At 45.2% G+C, this 16,810-nt stretch carries 11 protein-coding genes; 8 read left to right on the top strand and 3 right to left on the bottom strand.

Features of this window, described 5'->3' with window-relative positions:
• Positions 1-251: 251 nt before the first annotated feature.
• A complete protein-coding gene (locus tag CKK33_RS15180; protein WP_095704922.1) occupies positions 252-1,562 on the bottom strand; it encodes a DUF3472 domain-containing protein in 1,311 nt (436 codons plus the stop codon).
• A 258-nt stretch (positions 1,563-1,820) separates the two neighbouring features.
• On the opposite strand from CKK33_RS15180, the gene CKK33_RS15175 reads away from it, so the two are divergent.
• Positions 1,821-2,846, top strand: coding sequence for a LacI family DNA-binding transcriptional regulator (locus CKK33_RS15175; protein WP_095704921.1), 1,026 nt, complete (start codon positions 1,821-1,823; stop codon positions 2,844-2,846).
• Positions 2,847-2,933: 87 nt separating this feature from the next.
• Complete coding sequence (locus CKK33_RS15170) at positions 2,934-3,992, top strand: phosphotransferase enzyme family protein (protein ID WP_095704920.1); 1,059 nt, start codon at positions 2,934-2,936, stop codon at positions 3,990-3,992.
• A gap of 19 nt (positions 3,993-4,011) precedes the next feature.
• Here the strand turns inward: CKK33_RS15170 and CKK33_RS15165 are convergent, their stop codons facing one another.
• Positions 4,012-4,212 carry a hypothetical protein gene (locus tag CKK33_RS15165; protein WP_095704919.1) on the bottom strand — a complete coding sequence of 67 codons (201 nt, stop codon included), beginning with the start codon at positions 4,210-4,212 and terminating at the stop codon, positions 4,012-4,014.
• Positions 4,209-6,428 carry a 1,4-alpha-glucan branching protein GlgB gene (gene glgB, locus CKK33_RS15160; RefSeq protein ID WP_095704918.1) on the bottom strand — a complete coding sequence of 740 codons (2,220 nt, stop codon included), beginning with the start codon at positions 6,426-6,428 and terminating at the stop codon, positions 4,209-4,211. The genes CKK33_RS15165 and glgB overlap by 4 nt, the downstream gene beginning before the upstream one ends.
• A gap of 460 nt (positions 6,429-6,888) precedes the next feature.
• Between glgB and CKK33_RS15155 the strand changes: the two genes are divergently transcribed.
• From CKK33_RS15155 to CKK33_RS15130, 6 genes are all read left to right on the top strand, one after another.
• Positions 6,889-7,827, top strand: a complete 939-nt coding sequence (locus CKK33_RS15155; RefSeq protein WP_095704917.1) for a dihydrodipicolinate synthase family protein — start codon at positions 6,889-6,891, stop codon at positions 7,825-7,827.
• Between the two features lie 9 nt (positions 7,828-7,836).
• Positions 7,837-9,417, top strand: coding sequence for an aldehyde dehydrogenase (NADP(+)) (locus CKK33_RS15150; RefSeq protein WP_095704916.1), 1,581 nt, complete (start codon positions 7,837-7,839; stop codon positions 9,415-9,417).
• 1 nt (position 9,418) lies between these two features.
• A complete protein-coding gene (locus CKK33_RS15145) occupies positions 9,419-10,423 on the top strand; it encodes a 4-hydroxyproline epimerase (RefSeq protein ID WP_095704915.1) in 1,005 nt (334 codons plus the stop codon).
• Between the two features lie 11 nt (positions 10,424-10,434).
• The gene (locus CKK33_RS15140; protein WP_095704914.1) at positions 10,435-11,679 is read left to right on the top strand and encodes an FAD-binding oxidoreductase; all 1,245 of its coding nucleotides are present in this window, start codon (positions 10,435-10,437) and stop codon (positions 11,677-11,679) included.
• 276 nt (positions 11,680-11,955) lie between these two features.
• On the top strand, positions 11,956-13,791 hold the full coding sequence (locus CKK33_RS15135) for a DUF885 family protein (protein ID WP_095704913.1): 1,836 nt from the start codon (positions 11,956-11,958) through the stop codon (positions 13,789-13,791).
• An 18-nt stretch (positions 13,792-13,809) separates the two neighbouring features.
• On the top strand, positions 13,810-16,569 hold the full coding sequence (locus CKK33_RS15130; protein ID WP_095704912.1) for a DUF5695 domain-containing protein: 2,760 nt from the start codon (positions 13,810-13,812) through the stop codon (positions 16,567-16,569).
• Positions 16,570-16,810 lie beyond the last annotated feature (241 nt).

Below are 16,810 nucleotides of genomic sequence, written 5' to 3'. Positions count from 1 at the left end.
GATTGTTGTTGAAAGTTATGCACAGACCGGTACAGAAACCAAAGATTAAAGGCCTCAAACACAGCGCAAACGTTTGTTTTGCAGTAAAATGGAGCAGGAAATGGCGGGATATCTCTTGCAGTTACTGACCGTCTACCACGGGAAGCAAGTGCCTAAAAGAATGCAGGTAGAGAGTGAAAAAAGAAACCCATGCTATGTTGTATATAATTACATCAACACGGCATGGGTTGCAAAAAAGGAGACTGTTAATTTTATTTCTCCGGAAGGTTTTTAATATCTATAGCGGGTTTGATATGGGTAGGTTTACGGCTTACAGGGATCTTCAATTTTGTGAAATCGTTAAAAAAGCCACCATTTTGCAGAAAGAACTTACTTCCATCAGCGCCACCGGCATAGTCTTTACGGTAATTGGCATTGGCGGTAGCATCGCCGGTAAAAATAGCCTGGCTCAGTTCAGTCCAATCGCCATTCACATCGCTTATCCATTCGTTTGTGTAGTAAGCTTTGCGCGTAATGTTTCCGTTCTCAGGCTCAAAGTTCTCTAAAAACGAATGCAGGTGCGTTAAGTATGTAGCTTTTTGCGGGCGAGAAAAGCTGGCAACCAAAAGCCATTTGCCGGCCGCTATGTCTTTAAAATATGCCGTATAAGTAGTCGTCTTTTTAGCAAAGTCGGGTTCGGCACTTAGCAAGAAGCCATATACCTTGCCCGCTTTCCAGGGATACCTCATGTAGCTTTGGCCGCCCGAACCTTCGTTTCCAAACTCGCCGGTATGTACCCCTGCACCACGCTTTATCATTTTTATACGCAGGCTATCGGGTATACTTTCAGGGTTATCGGTGCTGTAAGGGCTCCATACAGAAAAAAGCACCCGGCGTTCCGAAGCGGAATTTACCTGCATACCAAAATAGCCTTCTCCAAAGCCGTCAGCCATAAAATATGAGCCGATGACATCCTCTCCCTCGGGTACCATAATTTCGTTATAGAAATATTTTACAGATGCGCGCTTATCTTCAGGCACCTGGAAGCTCAAATGCACAGAAGGGCCTCTTCTGCCGAAATGAAAAGAACTGCCACGGGGAACGTAAGCAATATCAGCATCCGGCTGTTGCAAGCCCACAATAAGGTCAGATACATCGCCAAATATTTGTCCTGTTTTATTTATCCCCTTTAAAGCAACTTTAATATTGCCCGGCTTATCCACATGTACCTTACCCAGGTAAACGGTATCAAATTGAGGGTTACTTAACTTTTTGGTAAAGGTTGTCTGAGCAACATTCACCCGGATGGTACTGGTCCCTTTTGGTACCCTTATTCTCAAGGAAAGTTTAATATCCTGTGGTTGGCCTATCCTGAAATAGATATTCGCAGTTGTATTCCTGCCCGACCAGTTAAACAGCCCGTTATCAGTTATGGAATCGGGGCGATTGATCCAGGCATTGCCTCCCAGCGGGATGATATGCTGTAGTTGTTTTACATTAATAGCCGGGTTTTGCGCCAATGCAGCAGACGTTATGATAAATAGGGAAAGCTGCAGAACAATGTTTGAAACGATTTTATTCATTTGCTAAATTTAAAAGGACCAATTTAGGTTAAAAATACAAGCGCGAAATGTATTAGGAACAAAATGGATGTTCTGTTCTTTACGCAAACGTTTTAAATGCGCCATAAATAATAAGTAACTGCAATGATGGGTGAATAACGTATTAACTCAGGGTGTATTTTTTTATCGCTATGGTAAAATTAAAAAATTACGCAATCGTTTGTTATATGTCTATGTAAGCGAAATAGGCTAACTTTAAGCATACATAAAGGAACTCTGATGCAATCAAAACCGGCAACTATAAAGGCCATAGCGCAAATTTTGGGTATTTCGGCATCTACCGTATCACGAGCCCTGCATGACCATGCCAGTATAGGGTTAACTACTAAGGCAAAAGTTAAAAAGCTGGCCGAAGAGTTGAATTATGAGCCTAATCAGACCGCCATATTTCTTCAAAAAGGAAAAACACATACGATAGGTGTCATACTGCCCGAATTGGCCGAAGATTTTTTCTCCACGGCTGTAAGCGCTATTGAAGATACCGCTTACAAAAAAAACTATACGGTTCTGATAGCGCAATCGCATGACGATGAAGCAAAGGAAAAGCTCCTGGTAGAAAAAATGAAAAGTCACCGGGTTGAGGGTTTATTAGTGTCGGTAGGTAAAAATACATCCTCTTACCAGCATTTTGAAGACCTTAAAAAGTACAACATTCCTGTGGTGTATTTTGACAGGATTCCCGGCATCCCAAATATCCATTACGTAGCCTGTAACATGGAAACCGGTACCATAGAGGCTGTTAATTACCTGCTAAGAAAAGGTCACCGTGTAATCGGGATGATCAACGGGCCGCAGGCAATGGTAGCAACCGGCGAACGAAGAGAGGGTTACATTAGCGCGATGACCAAAAACAGGTTAAAGTATGATCCATCACTCATCGTTTCCTGTGACTTAACAGAACACGATACCCAAAGAGCACTTGAGCAATTACTCAACAATAAGCGCAGGCCTACAGCTATTGTAACCTTTAATGATTATGTGGCGCTCTTCGCCTTAAAGCATGCTAAAAAGCTAAACGTGAAAATCAATGAGGAACTTGAGTTGGTAAGCTATGCCAATTTGCCCCTTATTAATTATATGGATAATATCCCGGTAGCCTCTGTTGAGCAATTTCCTTATCTGCAAGGCCAAAAAGCGACCGATATTTTGATGGACCTGCTTCATCATAAATCTACCGCGGCCAGTGAACCAGGAGCGTTTTACAAGGTTATCATCGAGTCGCAACTGGTAGAGAACAAAAGATAACGAATGTTTAAAATTGCTCAAACGTTTGCGTTAAACTTTCATGCGGCATTTAGCTATGTTTGATCTTAGCAAACGCCAATTGTTTTTATGTTTAACGAGATCCTTGATAGTTTCGGTATTAACGCTTCTGAATGCCAGGTGGTTCCATTTGGTTCGGGCCTTATTAATAAAACTTATAAAGTAACTAAGGGTTTAAATGCGTTTATATTGCAGCGGATCAACACGGATGTATTTACGGATCCTTACGCTATTGACCGGAACCTTGGTTTAATTCAGGACTACCTGCATAAGCACCATACCGGCTATCTTTTTGTAGCGCCGCTTAAAAATGCTTCGGGCAAATCTGTCATCGAAGCTTCAAATGGCAGCTTTTACCGTTTGTTTCCATTTATTGAAGGTTCGCGCACGGTAAATCATTTGCAGCATCCGCATGAGGCGTACAACGCGGCCGCCCAATTTGGCAGATTTACCCGTTTGCTTGATAGCTTCGAGGTAGGCAAACTGGCCTACACACTTACCGATTTTCATAACCTCGACCTGCGTTACCGGCAATTTCAACAGGCGTTACAGGATAGTCTTTCAAACAAACAAGAGCAGGCGAGGGATGCGATAGCTGATGCGGAAAGCAACATGCATATTGTAGATACCTATAAGCAGATAGTAAATAACAAAAACTTCCGTTTACGGGTGGTGCACCACGACACTAAAATTAATAACGTGTTATTTGATGAGGAAGGTAACGCGTTATGCCTGGTTGATCTGGATACGGTTATGCCCGGCTATTACATGAGTGATGTAGGCGATATGATGCGCACCTACATAGCGGCTGCCGATGAGGAAGAACAGGACCTGGATAGAATTAAAGTGCGCAAGGAATTTCTCAAGGAAATATATGCCGGCTACATGAGCGAAATGGGCGATATACTCCATGAAGAAGAAAAAGAGCAGTTCCTCTATTCAGGCGAAATGATGATATACATGCAGGCCCTGCGCTTTTTAACAGATTTCTTAAACAACGACACCTACTACGGCGCCAGATACGAGGGACACAATTTAACCCGTGCCAGAAACCAGTTCAGGTTACTGAAAGAATATCAGGCTGCTACTCATAACCTGGACTTTCTTGTTAAAGATTTAGCGCTGTAGCCGTAAGCTTTGCCCGGCTTTACATCAGCTCTCCGTCTTTTTTTACATGGTAGGTTTTGTAAGCCATGTAGTACAAGGCCAGGGTAGGTATAATATAAAACAGCGCCCCGCCATGGTTAATGTTGGGGTAAGCTGTTGTCAAACTGTACAGTAGCAATATAAGTGCTACTGTACCGCCTATCAGATACAGGTAAAAGAATTTACCACGGCCGCTGCTCATATCTTGCCTCCTTTTGAGCTGCTTTTAATTGTTTTTTTAGCTTTATCTATAGTTAGAGCATTATCGCTGCTACGTTTAAATATTACTGCTGCAAGTGGTGGTATGGTAATGCTGATAGAGTCTTCGCGGCCGTGCCATTTATTCTTTTCAGTATTTAAAGACTCAAAATTTCCTACGCCGCCGCCCCAGTATTCTTTTTTGTCAGAATTAAATACCTCTTGCCAGGTGCCCTCGGCTGGTACACCAACACGGTAGTTGTGATGTGGGGCAGGGGTCATGTTAAGTACAACTACCAGGTCATTTGATGGGTCATTACCTTTGCGCGTGAAGATGAGGATAGAGTTTTCGTAATTACCAGCGTCTATCCATTCAAAACCCGATGAATCAAAAGCTTTTTCATATAAAGCGGGTTCCGTTTTGTAAAGATGATTAAGTGCCTTAACCGTTTCTTTTATGCCATTATGGCTTTCGTATTGCAGCAGGTGCCAGTCCAGCGAATGCTGAAAGTTCCATTCCTCGCTTTGCGCGAATTCGCTACCCATGAATAATAATTTGGTGCCAGGGTGGGTAAACATAAAGCTGTACAGAACGCGCAGGTTAGCAAAGCGCTGCCAATCGTCGCCCGGCATTTTGCCTATCATGGAACCTTTACCATACACCACCTCGTCATGAGAAAATGGCAGCATAAAGTTTTCTGTAAAGGCATAAACCAGGCTAAAGGTTAGCTGGTCCTGGTGGTATTTGCGGTAAATAGGGTCGCGGGCAAAATATTTAAGCGTATCGTGCATCCAGCCCATCATCCACTTCATTCCAAAACCCAATCCGCCAGAATAAACGGGCCTGCTTACGCCTGAAAATGAGGTTGATTCCTCGGCAATGGTTTGTACATCAGGAAAATTACTGTAAACGGTAGCGTTAAATTCCTTTAAAAATTCAATGGCTTCCAGGTTCTCGTTCCCACCGAAAATATTAGGTTCCCATTCGCCATGGTTGCGCGAATAATCCAGGTAGAGCATAGAAGCTACTGCGTCCACACGTAATCCGTCAATATGGTACCTGTCCAGCCAGAAAAGCGCGTTGCTGATCAGGAAAGCGCGTACTTCGTTACGGCCGTAGTTAAAGATGTATGATTTCCAGTCGGGATGGAAGCCTTTGCGTACATCCGCGTGCTCATAAAGGTGTGTGCCATCAAAGTTATACAGCGCGTGCGCATCACCCGGGAAATGTGAAGGTACCCAGTCAAATATCACGCCTATGCCGGCTTTATGCAGCTCCTCTACCAGGTACATCAAGTCCTGCGGACTGCCATAGCGTGATGATGCGGCAAAGAACCCTGTGATCTGGTAACCCCAGCTCGGATAGTAAGGGTGCTCCATCAGCGGCATAAATTCCACATGCGTGAAACCCATTTCTAAAATATAAGGTACCAGTTTATCGGCCACCTGGCGATAATTTAAAAAGTCGTCGGGGCTTTCCGGGCTCCTGGCCCATGATCCCAGGTGCATTTCATAAACCGAATAGGGCTTGTCGAGCGCGTTATGCTGGTGGCGGTTAACCATCCATTCGCGGTCGTTCCATTCATAATAGGTATCCGCTACTATGGACGCGGTATGCGGCGGTATTTCCCATCGCAAAGCGAATGGGTCACTTTTCTCGAGGTTTTCGCCGGTTGATGATTTAATGAAATATTTATAGGTTTCGCCAACACCAATATGCGGAATAAACCCTTCCCATATCCCCGAAGCATCCCAGCGATAATTCAGCGAGTGCGAGCCGCTGTTCCACCCGTTAAAATTACCAATAACCGATACATACTGCGCGTTAGGCGCCCATACGGCAAAGTATGTACCCACTACGCCATGATGCTCCACTACATGTGAACCCAGCTTTTCATACAGTTTATAATGCTTCCCGGCTTTAAACAGGTCAATGTCAAAATCGGTAAAGCGGCTATATGGCTCAACGGCTTTTATACCCGAGGTGTTTTGTAGTACTTCCAGCTTTTTAGCCTTTGATTTAGCAGGTTTATCGGCTATGGTATCAGTTACAGGCTTTGGCTTTGCAGTACGTTTGGCTTTAGGCGTTTCAACTGTAATATCTTCGCTCTGCGGCCATGTGGTATTGGTTTCGACCGGTGGCGAAGCCTTTTTCTTCACAGTTTTTACAAGTTTGCTTTCGTTAAGATTATCGGTTGTTTTTGAGTCTTGTTTTGCCATAGTAGATGAGCGCAAGCGCCTGAAGGGTTACTATAAATGTAACCAAATATATAGTATACAACAGACTTTACAGGATGATGTTTAATTTAAAAGATTTTTGAGTAATGGAAATGCGCTTTAATGCATAGTAATAACATTATTACTGTTAAGCCACAATCTTTTGTGGTTGCATCGTTTACATGAGGGTGCAGAAGTTAAGTTTATGAATACCTGATGTTAATATCTTACTCATATTGTAACAATGCAGCCGTATTTTATCCTTACTGGCCCAAATAGTCTAATTTACACGGATAATTTAGTGCAATAAGCTGTTGCAGTTCAAGGTAAACTTGTTCTATTTTACCCTTAATTTAGGTATTAAAAAGTGTTTAATGTTAAAATACGGTAATTATAGGCTAAAATAGATAGCGATAGCTTTATGTTACATACTTATTTTTGAGAAAAAATTTTTATTACGGATATGATCAATTTTGAATGGACCGGCGTATTCCCGGCAGTTACCACAAAGTTTGGCCCGGATGATGAACTGGACCTTGCAGCATTTGATAAAAACATAGCAGCACAGCTTGAAGCCGGTGCGGAAGGTATCATCTTAGGAGGCTCTTTAGGTGAGGCCAGCGTTTTAACAGAAGAAGAGAAATTTACGTTGCTTAAACATACACTGGCATTAGTAGAAGGTAAGGTGCCGGTGATCTTAAATATTGCCGAACAAACTACTAAAGCCGCTATCGCTTTCGCTAAGAAAGCCTACGAGTACGGTGCTGATGGCTTAATGTTGCTGCCACCTATGCGTTATAAGGCTGATGAGCTTGAAACCGTTACTTTCTTTAAAGAAGTAGCTAAAAGCACTCCGCTGCCTATCATGATCTATAACAACCCGGTTGATTATAAAATTGAAGTTACGCTTGATATGTTTGAGCAACTTGCAGAAGTGGAGAACATACAGGCTGTTAAAGAATCAACCCGCGATGTAATTAACGTAACCAGGATGTTTAACCGTTTTGGCAACCGCTTTAAAATATTTACAGGTGTTGACCCTATCGCCACAGAAAGCTTAATGATGGGCGCTGATGGCTGGGTTGCAGGTTTGGTTGATGCTTTCCCGCGTGAAACTGTTGCTATTTACCGCCTGGTTAAAGCCGGCCGTTATGATGAGGCCCGTGCTATTCACCGTTGGTTCCTGCCATTATTAGAGCTGGATATTCATCCAAAACTGGTACAATACATTAAATTAGCCGAAGTTGCCACAGGGATAGGTACCGAGCGTGTACGCGCACCTCGTTTACCATTGAGCGGCGAAGAGAGAGAACGTGTGCAAAAAGTAATTGCTGATGCATTGGCCGTACGCCCTGAGTTACCGGAAGGCAGCTGGGGTAAATTGGAAACAGCAGCATATTAATATAGATAAATGACTGGAAAAAATATTATTGCCTGTGAACAGGTGCCTGTTAGCGGCGAGAGGTTTACTGCCTTAAGCGCGTCAACAGGCGCCGTTTTAACAGGTGAGTTTGAAGTTGCGGATAGCACTGCCGTGCAGGCTGCTTTAGAGGCTGCACAGCAGGCTTTTGCGCAATATAAAAATATAGGCGGCGCTAAAAAGGCTGCCTTCTTAAGAGCTATTGCTACCGAGATCACAGAACTTGGTAGTACCCTTGTAGACCGTGCCGTTGCTGAAAGCGGTTTGCCGCAAGCCCGTATCATGGGCGAAATGGGGCGTACAACCGGCCAGCTGCGCATGTTTGCAGACCTGGTTGAGGAAGGCTCATGGGTAAACGCGGTTATTGATACCGCTCAGCCGGAGCGTACACCATTGCCTAAGTCTGATATTCGAAAAATGTCGGTAGCGGTTGGCCCTGTAGTGGTGTTTGGCGCAAGTAACTTCCCGCTGGCATTTTCTGTAGCCGGTGGCGATACCGCTTCTGCGTTCGCGGCAGGCTGCCCTGTTGTGGTTAAAGCGCACCCGGCACACCCCGGCACAAGCGCGCTGGTAGGCGAGGCTATTTGCAAAGCAGCCGAAAGCACAGGCATGCCAAAAGGTGTGTTTTCACTATTATTTGATAGCGGTTATGCCGTGGGCGAACAATTGGTAACCCACCCGGCTACCAAGGCAGTTGCCTTTACCGGTTCATATAAAGGTGGTATGGCTTTGGTTGACCTGGCCCGCCGCCGTAATGATGTTATCCCGGTATTTACGGAAATGGGAAGCATTAACCCGGTATTATTATTACCGGAGGCCATCCGCAACAAACCCGAAGAACTGGCTGCTAAATACGCCGCCTCCATTACATTGGGCGCGGGGCAGTTCTGTACCAACCCGGGCTTAATGCTGGCTGTACAAGGCGAAGGTTTAGACCGCTTTACCGGGGCACTTGCTGCCGCGATAGAAAACGCGCCGTCGGCCACTATGCTTACCGCCGGTATCTGGAAAAATTACCAAACTCTTTCTGAAGGGGTTATGGCCGAAGCCGGTGTTACGGTAATGGCACAATCAAAGGCGATCAATCAGGAGTGCGTTAACCAGTCTGCCGCTGCTGTAATAAAAGTTAGCGGTGCCGATTTCCTGGCAAACCCTAAGTTCCAGGAAGAGATATTTGGCCCCATGTCGGTATTGGTGGTAGCTGAAAATGCCGAACAACTGGAGCAAATAGCAGGTAAATTACACGGACAGCTTACTGTAACGGTAATGGCTGAAAAGGAAGAACTACCTGCATACAGCCAGCTGCTGAGCAAGCTAAGTGATATAACCGGCAGGCTTATTTTAAATGGCGTACCTACGGGTGTAGAGGTTTGTGCCGCTATGCAGCATGGTGGGCCATTCCCGGCTACCAGCGATAGCCGCTTTACTTCAGTAGGTACCGGTGCCGTATACCGTTTTGTAAGGCCGCTGGCCTGGCAGGATTGGGACGATGCCTTGCTACCGGCCGAACTGCAAAACGCCAACCCGCTAAATATCTGGAGAATTGTAGACAACCAGTGGACTAAAGAATAATATGGCAAACAAAACTTTTTTTTGTGTTGACGCCCATACCTGTGGTAATCCTGTAAGGCTGGTTGCCGGTGGAGGCCCTGTATTAAAGGGAGATAACATGAGCGAGAAGCGCCAGCATTTCCTGAAGGAATATGACTGGATACGCACCGGGCTGATGTTTGAACCCCGCGGGCATGATATGATGTCGGGCAGTATACTGTATCCGCCGCATAATCCCGATAATGATGTAGCGGTGCTGTTTATTGAAACCAGCGGATGCCTGCCTATGTGCGGCCACGGTACTATTGGTACCATCACCATAGCTATCGAGGAAGGACTTATTAAGCCTAAAACGCCTGGTATTGTACGTATGGAAGCACCGGCTGGTCTGGTGATGATAGAGTATAAGCAGGAAGGTACAAAAGTAAAATCGGTTAAGTTAACCAACGTGCCGGCCTACCTTGCGGCAGAAAACCTTACGGTAGAATGCCCTGATCTGGGTACCCTAACCATTGATGTAGCTTACGGTGGTAACTATTATGCCATTGTTGACCCTCAACCTAACTTTGCCGGGCTTGAAAATTACAGCGCGGGCCAGCTTATTGCCTGGAGCCGAGTATTGCGCGAACGTATAAACGAGTTATATACTTTTGTACACCCGCAAAACCCTACCATCAATACTTGTACGCACATCCTTTGGGCAGGTAAAACCCTGTCAGAAGATGCTACCGCGCGTAACGCCGTTTTCTATGGCGATAAAGCTATTGACCGTTCGCCATGTGGTACCGGTACCTCGGCGCGTATGGCACAATGGTTTGCCAAGGGTAAGCTTAAAAAAGGCGACACTTTCGTACATGAAAGCATCATTGGCAGTAAGTTTACCGGTAAGGTAGAGGATGTGGTAAAGCTGAATGATTTTGACGCCATTATCCCCAGCATAGAAGGATGGGCCAAGGTTTATGGTTACAATACCATTAAGATTGATGACGAAGATGATCCTTATGCACATGGTTTCCAGGTGCTTTAATTAAAAAACACATGCCTCACGTACTTATTATAGGCGGCGGAATCATTGGCTTAAGTTCCGCTTATTATTTACAAAAAGCCGGTCATAAGGTAACCTTATTAGATAAAGGCGATCTCACCGATAATTGCTCATCGGGCAATGCCGGTATGATCGTTCCAAGTCATTTTATACCCCTTGCAGCCCCGGGAATGATTAAACAGGGCATAAGGTGGATGTTTGATAGTAAAAGTCCTTTTTACGTAAAACCATCTTTAAACCCGCAATTGATCTCCTGGGGACTAAAGTTTATGAAACATGCCAATGATAAGCATGTTCAAAATTCAGCCGTTCCTCTGCGCGACCTGTCGCTGTTGAGTAAAAAGCTTTACAGCACGCTTGGCGCGGAGACCGGTATTGATTTTGGCCTGAGTGATAAAGGGATATTGATGTTCTATAAAACAGAACAGGCCGCCGAAGAAGAAGCACATTTGGCCCATAAGGCAAAGGAGCTTGGCCTTGATATGGATGTGCTGACCCCTGAACAATGCAAAGCACTCCAACCGGAACTTAACCTGGATGTTTTAGGCGCGGTGCATTACCGTTGCGACGGGCATATTTACCCCAACGCGCTCATACAAGGTTTAATTAAATATTTGCAGGAGCACGGGGTGCAGATCCACTGGAACCAGATGGTTACCCGTATAGAAAGATCCGGGAAAAAGATAACCAAGGTCTTTACAGGTGACAAGGAGTGGACAGCAGACCAATATGTAATAGCAGGTGGCTCGTGGTCGCCGGCTGTGGCTAAAATGGTGGATATAAAAGCGCCGCTTATGCCGGGTAAAGGTTACTCTTTTATGGTTCCCGAGCCTCAAAACCGCATGACTATTCCGGCTTTGCTTGCCGAGGCCAGAGTAGCTATTACGCCTATGAATGGCCATCTGCGTTATGGTGGTACCATGGAGCTGGACAAGATCAATAACCGTATCAACATGAAACGTGTGGAAGGGATAGTGGAATCGGTTCCGAAATACTTCCCTGACTTGCACCCGCAGGTACCTGCCGTTAAAGATATATGGTATGGTTTCCGCCCGGCTTCGCCTGATGGCTTACCTTACATAGGTCGTTCCGCTAAATATGATAACCTGATTGTTGCTACCGGGCACGGAATGATGGGCTTGAGTTTAGGCCCCGCCACCGGTTACCTGGTAAACGAAGTGGTTTCTGAAAAGAATACCGCTATCAACATCTCCGCATTTTCCCCTGATCGTTTTTAGTATACTTAAACGGGCAGCTTACCAGCTGCCCGTTTTTTTTGATATCGCCCGGTAGCAGAAAGATCAAACCCTTTTCGGCTTATTCACTACTTTTTTAGCATCGGTATTAACTATTAGCGGTGTAATAAGTTAAAATATAATCAATATCAGGTAATTTTAATTACCGGTTTCCCATTTTCAACACAGATATTTATAGCTCGCATCAAACATGGTTTTGAGGCCTTTTCCGGTATTTTCAAAAACCAGGAAAAAAGTATATCCCTATTTTAACAGGCTATGAGTAACTATCGTTTTATCAAATCACTATTCCGATCATCTGCGGCTGTAGCCGTTTGCATGGGCAGCCTTATGTTGTTGCCGGGTAAAGCATCGGCCCAAAACGCGCCCAAGGCCATGTATGAACAGGCCAGCGAAGTTTCGGGTTGGGTAATACAGTACCAGCAGGACATGGGTGCTATCCGCGACTTTTACGCCCCATACAACTTAAACGACAAAGGTGAAGACCAGGGTAAGTATTATGTACTGAACACACCCGAAGAGCGAAAAAGGTTAAATGAGGTAGCTAATGATTACCTGCAAAAATTAAAGAGCGCCGACTTTAACGGCATGAGCATTTACGGTAAGGTAGATTATATCTTACTGAAAAAAGAGATCAATTCTGATCTGCTATCATTAAAGAACGAGGAACAGAAATATGCACAAATAACCTCCTATATTCCCTTTGCCGAAACCATTTACACAATGGAAAAGCAACGCAGAAGGGGCGTTTTCCTGAACGGGCAGGATGTAGCGGGGCAACTAAACAATATCATCCGCGATCTTAAGGCCGCTTCTCTAAAAGTAAAAAAAGCCGACTACATAGAAGGTTCGCTGGCGCGCATGAGCAGTAACGCTGTATTCGGCATACAAAGGAGGCTTAAAAATGTGGTTGATTTCTATAGCGGTTACGACCCTATGTTTACCTGGTGGGTGCCGCAAACTTACCTGCAACTGGATACCGCGCTGGCTAATTATGCCAACTTATTACGTAGCAAAGCAAAAGTAATAACCACCCAAAAGCCTGATAGCAGCGGTATAAAAGGTGTACCTATTGGTCGTGATGAGCTGATCAGTCAGCTAAAGGCGGAGATGATCCCGTACACACCTGAGGAACTGATAGCGCTTGCCAACAAAGAATTTGCCTGGTGCGATAAGGAGATGCTGAAAGCATCGCAGGAAATGGGCTTTGGCAATAACTGGAAAGCGGCATTGGAAAAAGTAAAGAACAGCTACGTCCCCGCCGGGCACCAGCCGGAACTGATCACCAAGTTATATGATGATGCCATCAACTTTATCAAAGCCAATGACCTGATCACTATTCCGCCATTGGCCGAGGAAACCTGGGGTATGATCATGATGACGCCTGAAAGGCAATTGGTTAATCCGTTCTTTACAGGTGGTAAAGAGATCAGCGTATCATACCCTACCAATACCATGAGTGAGCAGGATAAGCTGATGAGCATGCGCGGCAACAATCCTTATTTTTCAAGGGGTACGGTACAGCACGAATTGATACCCGGCCATAACCTGCAATATTTCATGAACAGCCGCTACAAAGCTTATCGCGGCGATTTCGGTACACCGTTCGCGGTTGAAGGCTGGCCGCTTTACTGGGAACTATTGCTTTATAACAAAGGCTTCGCCAAAACGCCCGAAGAACGTGTGGGTATGTTGTTCTGGCGCATGCACCGTTGCGCACGCATTATCTTCTCTTTAAACTATCATTTAGGTAACTGGACGCCTCAACAGTGTATCAATTTCCTGGTTGACCGTGTTGGCCACGAGCGTGCCAATGCCGAAGGGGAGGTGAGAAGGTCTTTCGCAGGTGGGTACAGCCCGCTTTACCAGGTAGCCTATTTAGTAGGTGGCCTGCAGTTGTGGGGGCTTAAGCAGGAGCTTGTGGATAGCGGCAAGATGACCTTTAAGCAATTTCATGATGCTGTAATAAAAGAGAACCTCATCCCTATTGAGATGGTGCGCGCTACGCTCACCAATCAGCAACTTACCCCTGATTTTACTACCAGCTGGCGCTTTTATGACCTCAATAAAAACAGCGCTACAGGCAAAAACTAAATAAGCCCTAATTCTAAAATGATATATACTTCAGTGAAAATTAAAAAACTTTTACCAGCCTTATTTACTGCATTGTTGCTTGGTCCGGTTATAGTACCGTCTGTAGTTAACGCGCAATCGCCATGGGAAAAACTGGCCAAGCGCCCGTCAACGCTTGATCTGGCATCAGGTACGCTAAGCTTTCACACCGGTAAACTTACCCTAAAACTGGTAAAGTCGTCACAAACGGTAGCCGCCCTGGTGCCTGATGAAGATAAGGCTTTTGATTTTACCCCTGCCGACAGGCTTGCTTTGCGCAGCAAAGATGGTATGTACCAGTTAGGCGATATCAACCTGCGGTATAAAGCAGCCGGCGATACCACATGGGTACGTTGTTCAACCGCGGCTAAACGTGGCGCAGTAATGGCCTTACCGGTAACCGAAAATACATTGGCCGCTGCTGATCTTGCGGGAACGCTGCCTGCAGATATTCCGTTAAAAATTGAGCGTTACTGGAAAAATATCGATGGCAGGCTCACCATGGAGTTTACCATCACCAATAAATCTAACACGGATATTGAAATTGGCGACTTGGGTATGCCCGTAATATTTAACAATATTATGGAGGGCAAAACGCTTGAAGAGGCGCATGCCACTAACGTTTTCTATGACCCCTATATTGGTGCCGATGCCGGTTATTTGCAGGTAGCACGTTTGAGCGGCCATGGGCCTGTTTTGTTGGTTATCCCATCCGGGCGTACACCGTTTGAGGCTTACAATCCCTTGCTTGATGACCCAACGCCGCGCGGAATTACCTTTGAGGGCTTTTACGAATGGATGGTACACAGCAAGGCTGCCGCTGCCAAAGAATGGAAAGCTGCCAAACCCTGGAACACACCAACCGCGCAGGTGCTAAAACCGGGTCAGACTTACACGGTAGGCCTTGGCTTTGTGCTTTCGCCGTCGGTAAAAAACATTGAACAAACTTTAGCCGGAGTTAACCGTCCAGTAGCCGTTGGCATACCGGGTTATGTATTGCCACAGGATGTAAATGGCCGTTTATTTTTAAACTACGCTAAACCGGTTGAAAATATAGCTGTAGAGCCAGCGGGTGCTTTGGAGCTCAGCAAAATAGCTGCTCCCAAAGCAGGGATGTATGCTTATGCCGTAAAAGGCAAAACATGGGGTAGGGCACGTTTAACCGTAACCTACGCTGATGGGCTAAAGCAAACTATTAACTACAAGGTGATAAAGCCCGAAAGCGAAATGGTAAAAGATTTTGGGCATTTTTTAACTACCAAACAATGGTACCATAACCCCCAGGATCCGTTTGGTCGCAACAACTCCGTGATAAGTTATGATGATGAGAAAAAGCAGCAAGTAACACAGGAAAGTCGTGCATGGATTGCCGGTTTAAGTGACGAGGCTGGTGCAGGCAGCTGGCTGGGCGCAATGATGAAGGAATTTTTAGAACCCGATAAGGCCGAAATAGATAAACTGCAACTGTTTGCAAACCACACCTTGTGGGGTGGTTTGCAGCACAGCAGCGGCAAAGAAATGTACGGGGTTAAGAAAAGCATGTTCTACTACCAGCCCGATTCATTGCCTGCCGGTACTTACGACCCTAAGATCAACTACAAAACATGGGCAGCATGGGATCACAAATCAGCTAATGATATTGGCCGCTCGTATAACTATCCGCATGTTGCCGCGGCGCATTGGGTGCTATACAGGTTGGCACGCAACCATGTAGGCCTGGTAACTGAGAAGCCCTGGCAGTGGCATTTAAATAATGCTTACAGTACGGCAATGGCTATGGTTAACCTGGCGCCTTATTATGTGCAGTTTGGGCAAATGGAAGGTTCTGTTTTCTACTTTATATTAAAGGACCTGAAGGCTGAGGGCTGGATAGTACCTGCCAGGACTTTAGAAGCCGCTATGAAAAAGCGTGCCGACCACTGGCGCACCCTGCAATATCCATTCGGGAGCGAAATGCCCTGGGACTCAACCGGCCAGGAAGAAGTGTATGTGTGGTCCAAATACTTTGGTTATGATGATAAGGCAAATGTGACCATTGATGCTATACTGGCCTATATGCCTACTATACCACACTGGGGTTATAACGGTTCGGCAAGGCGTTACTGGGATTTCCTTTATGGCGGTAAGTTATCGAGGATAGAGCGCCAGTTGCATCACTATGGGTCGGGTATAAATGCCATACCGGTGTTAAATGAGTACCGCAATCACCCCGATGATCTGTACATGCTGCGCGTAGGTTACGGTGGTACTATGGGCGCTGTTTCAAACATTACCCAGGAAGGATTTGGTTCTGCCGCTTTCCATTCTTTCCCTTCAACTTTGGATATCGATGCATACTCCGGCGATTATGGCCCTAACTTTTTTGGTTATGCCATGAATACCGCCACCTACGTGATGCATAACGATACACTCGGCTGGCTGGCTTTTGGCGGTAACTTAACAACCGAAAAGAACTGGGTAAAAGTTAAACTGACAACAGCCGCTAAATCAAGAGTATTTGTAGCACCGCTGCAATTATGGTTAACACTTGATGCAGGTACGTTTAACGCTATCGCTTACAATACCACAACAGGTCAATTACAAATTACCCTTAATGCGCGTGATCAATATACACCAAAGGCTTACCTGCATATCGAAGATCAGCATAATACAGCAGCTGATTATGTGGTTAAAGGCAAATACCAAAAACAACGCGGTGCATTTGTACTGCCGCTTGGTACAGGTTTAAGTAATTATGAGCTGATAAAAGCAGCAAAGTAATACATCAATGGCCGGTTTAACCGGCCATTTTTTTTACAATTTAGTTTCTTCAGACAGACCTATATAATCAACTATTATCTTCATGATAGTGGAGTATTTAGACCATCTATCGGATTGTGGATAATTTTAATAACAATTATTAAGTGTGCTATTTACAATTATAAAATAAAATTTATATTTGTGATATGGTGTTAGCATTTGGCTAACCAACCAATTATAACCAATTACATATTACAGCCTG

Origin of the sequence: Mucilaginibacter sp. MD40, assembly GCF_002288635.1 — a bacterium.
Lineage (GTDB): Bacteria > Bacteroidota > Bacteroidia > Sphingobacteriales > Sphingobacteriaceae > Mucilaginibacter.
Note: the sequence above shows the minus strand (reverse complement) of the source record. Positions and strands in the feature narration are given on the sequence as shown.

Excerpts from the sequence above, each read along its gene's own strand:
- CKK33_RS15180 (WP_095704922.1), bottom strand. The coding sequence starts at position 1,562 with ATGAATAAAATCGTTTCAAACATTGTTCTGCAGCTTTCCCTATTTATC.
- CKK33_RS15175 (WP_095704921.1), top strand. The coding sequence starts at position 1,821 with ATGCAATCAAAACCGGCAACTATAAAGGCCATAGCGCAAATTTTGGGT.
- CKK33_RS15170 (WP_095704920.1), top strand. The coding sequence starts at position 2,934 with ATGTTTAACGAGATCCTTGATAGTTTCGGTATTAACGCTTCTGAATGC.
- CKK33_RS15165 (WP_095704919.1), bottom strand. The coding sequence starts at position 4,212 with ATGAGCAGCGGCCGTGGTAAATTCTTTTACCTGTATCTGATAGGCGGT.
- glgB (WP_095704918.1), bottom strand. The coding sequence starts at position 6,428 with ATGGCAAAACAAGACTCAAAAACAACCGATAATCTTAACGAAAGCAAA.
- CKK33_RS15155 (WP_095704917.1), top strand. The coding sequence starts at position 6,889 with ATGATCAATTTTGAATGGACCGGCGTATTCCCGGCAGTTACCACAAAG.
- CKK33_RS15150 (WP_095704916.1), top strand. The coding sequence starts at position 7,837 with ATGACTGGAAAAAATATTATTGCCTGTGAACAGGTGCCTGTTAGCGGC.
- CKK33_RS15145 (WP_095704915.1), top strand. The coding sequence starts at position 9,419 with ATGGCAAACAAAACTTTTTTTTGTGTTGACGCCCATACCTGTGGTAAT.
- CKK33_RS15140 (WP_095704914.1), top strand. The coding sequence starts at position 10,435 with ATGCCTCACGTACTTATTATAGGCGGCGGAATCATTGGCTTAAGTTCC.
- CKK33_RS15135 (WP_095704913.1), top strand. The coding sequence starts at position 11,956 with ATGAGTAACTATCGTTTTATCAAATCACTATTCCGATCATCTGCGGCT.
- CKK33_RS15130 (WP_095704912.1), top strand. The coding sequence starts at position 13,810 with ATGATATATACTTCAGTGAAAATTAAAAAACTTTTACCAGCCTTATTT.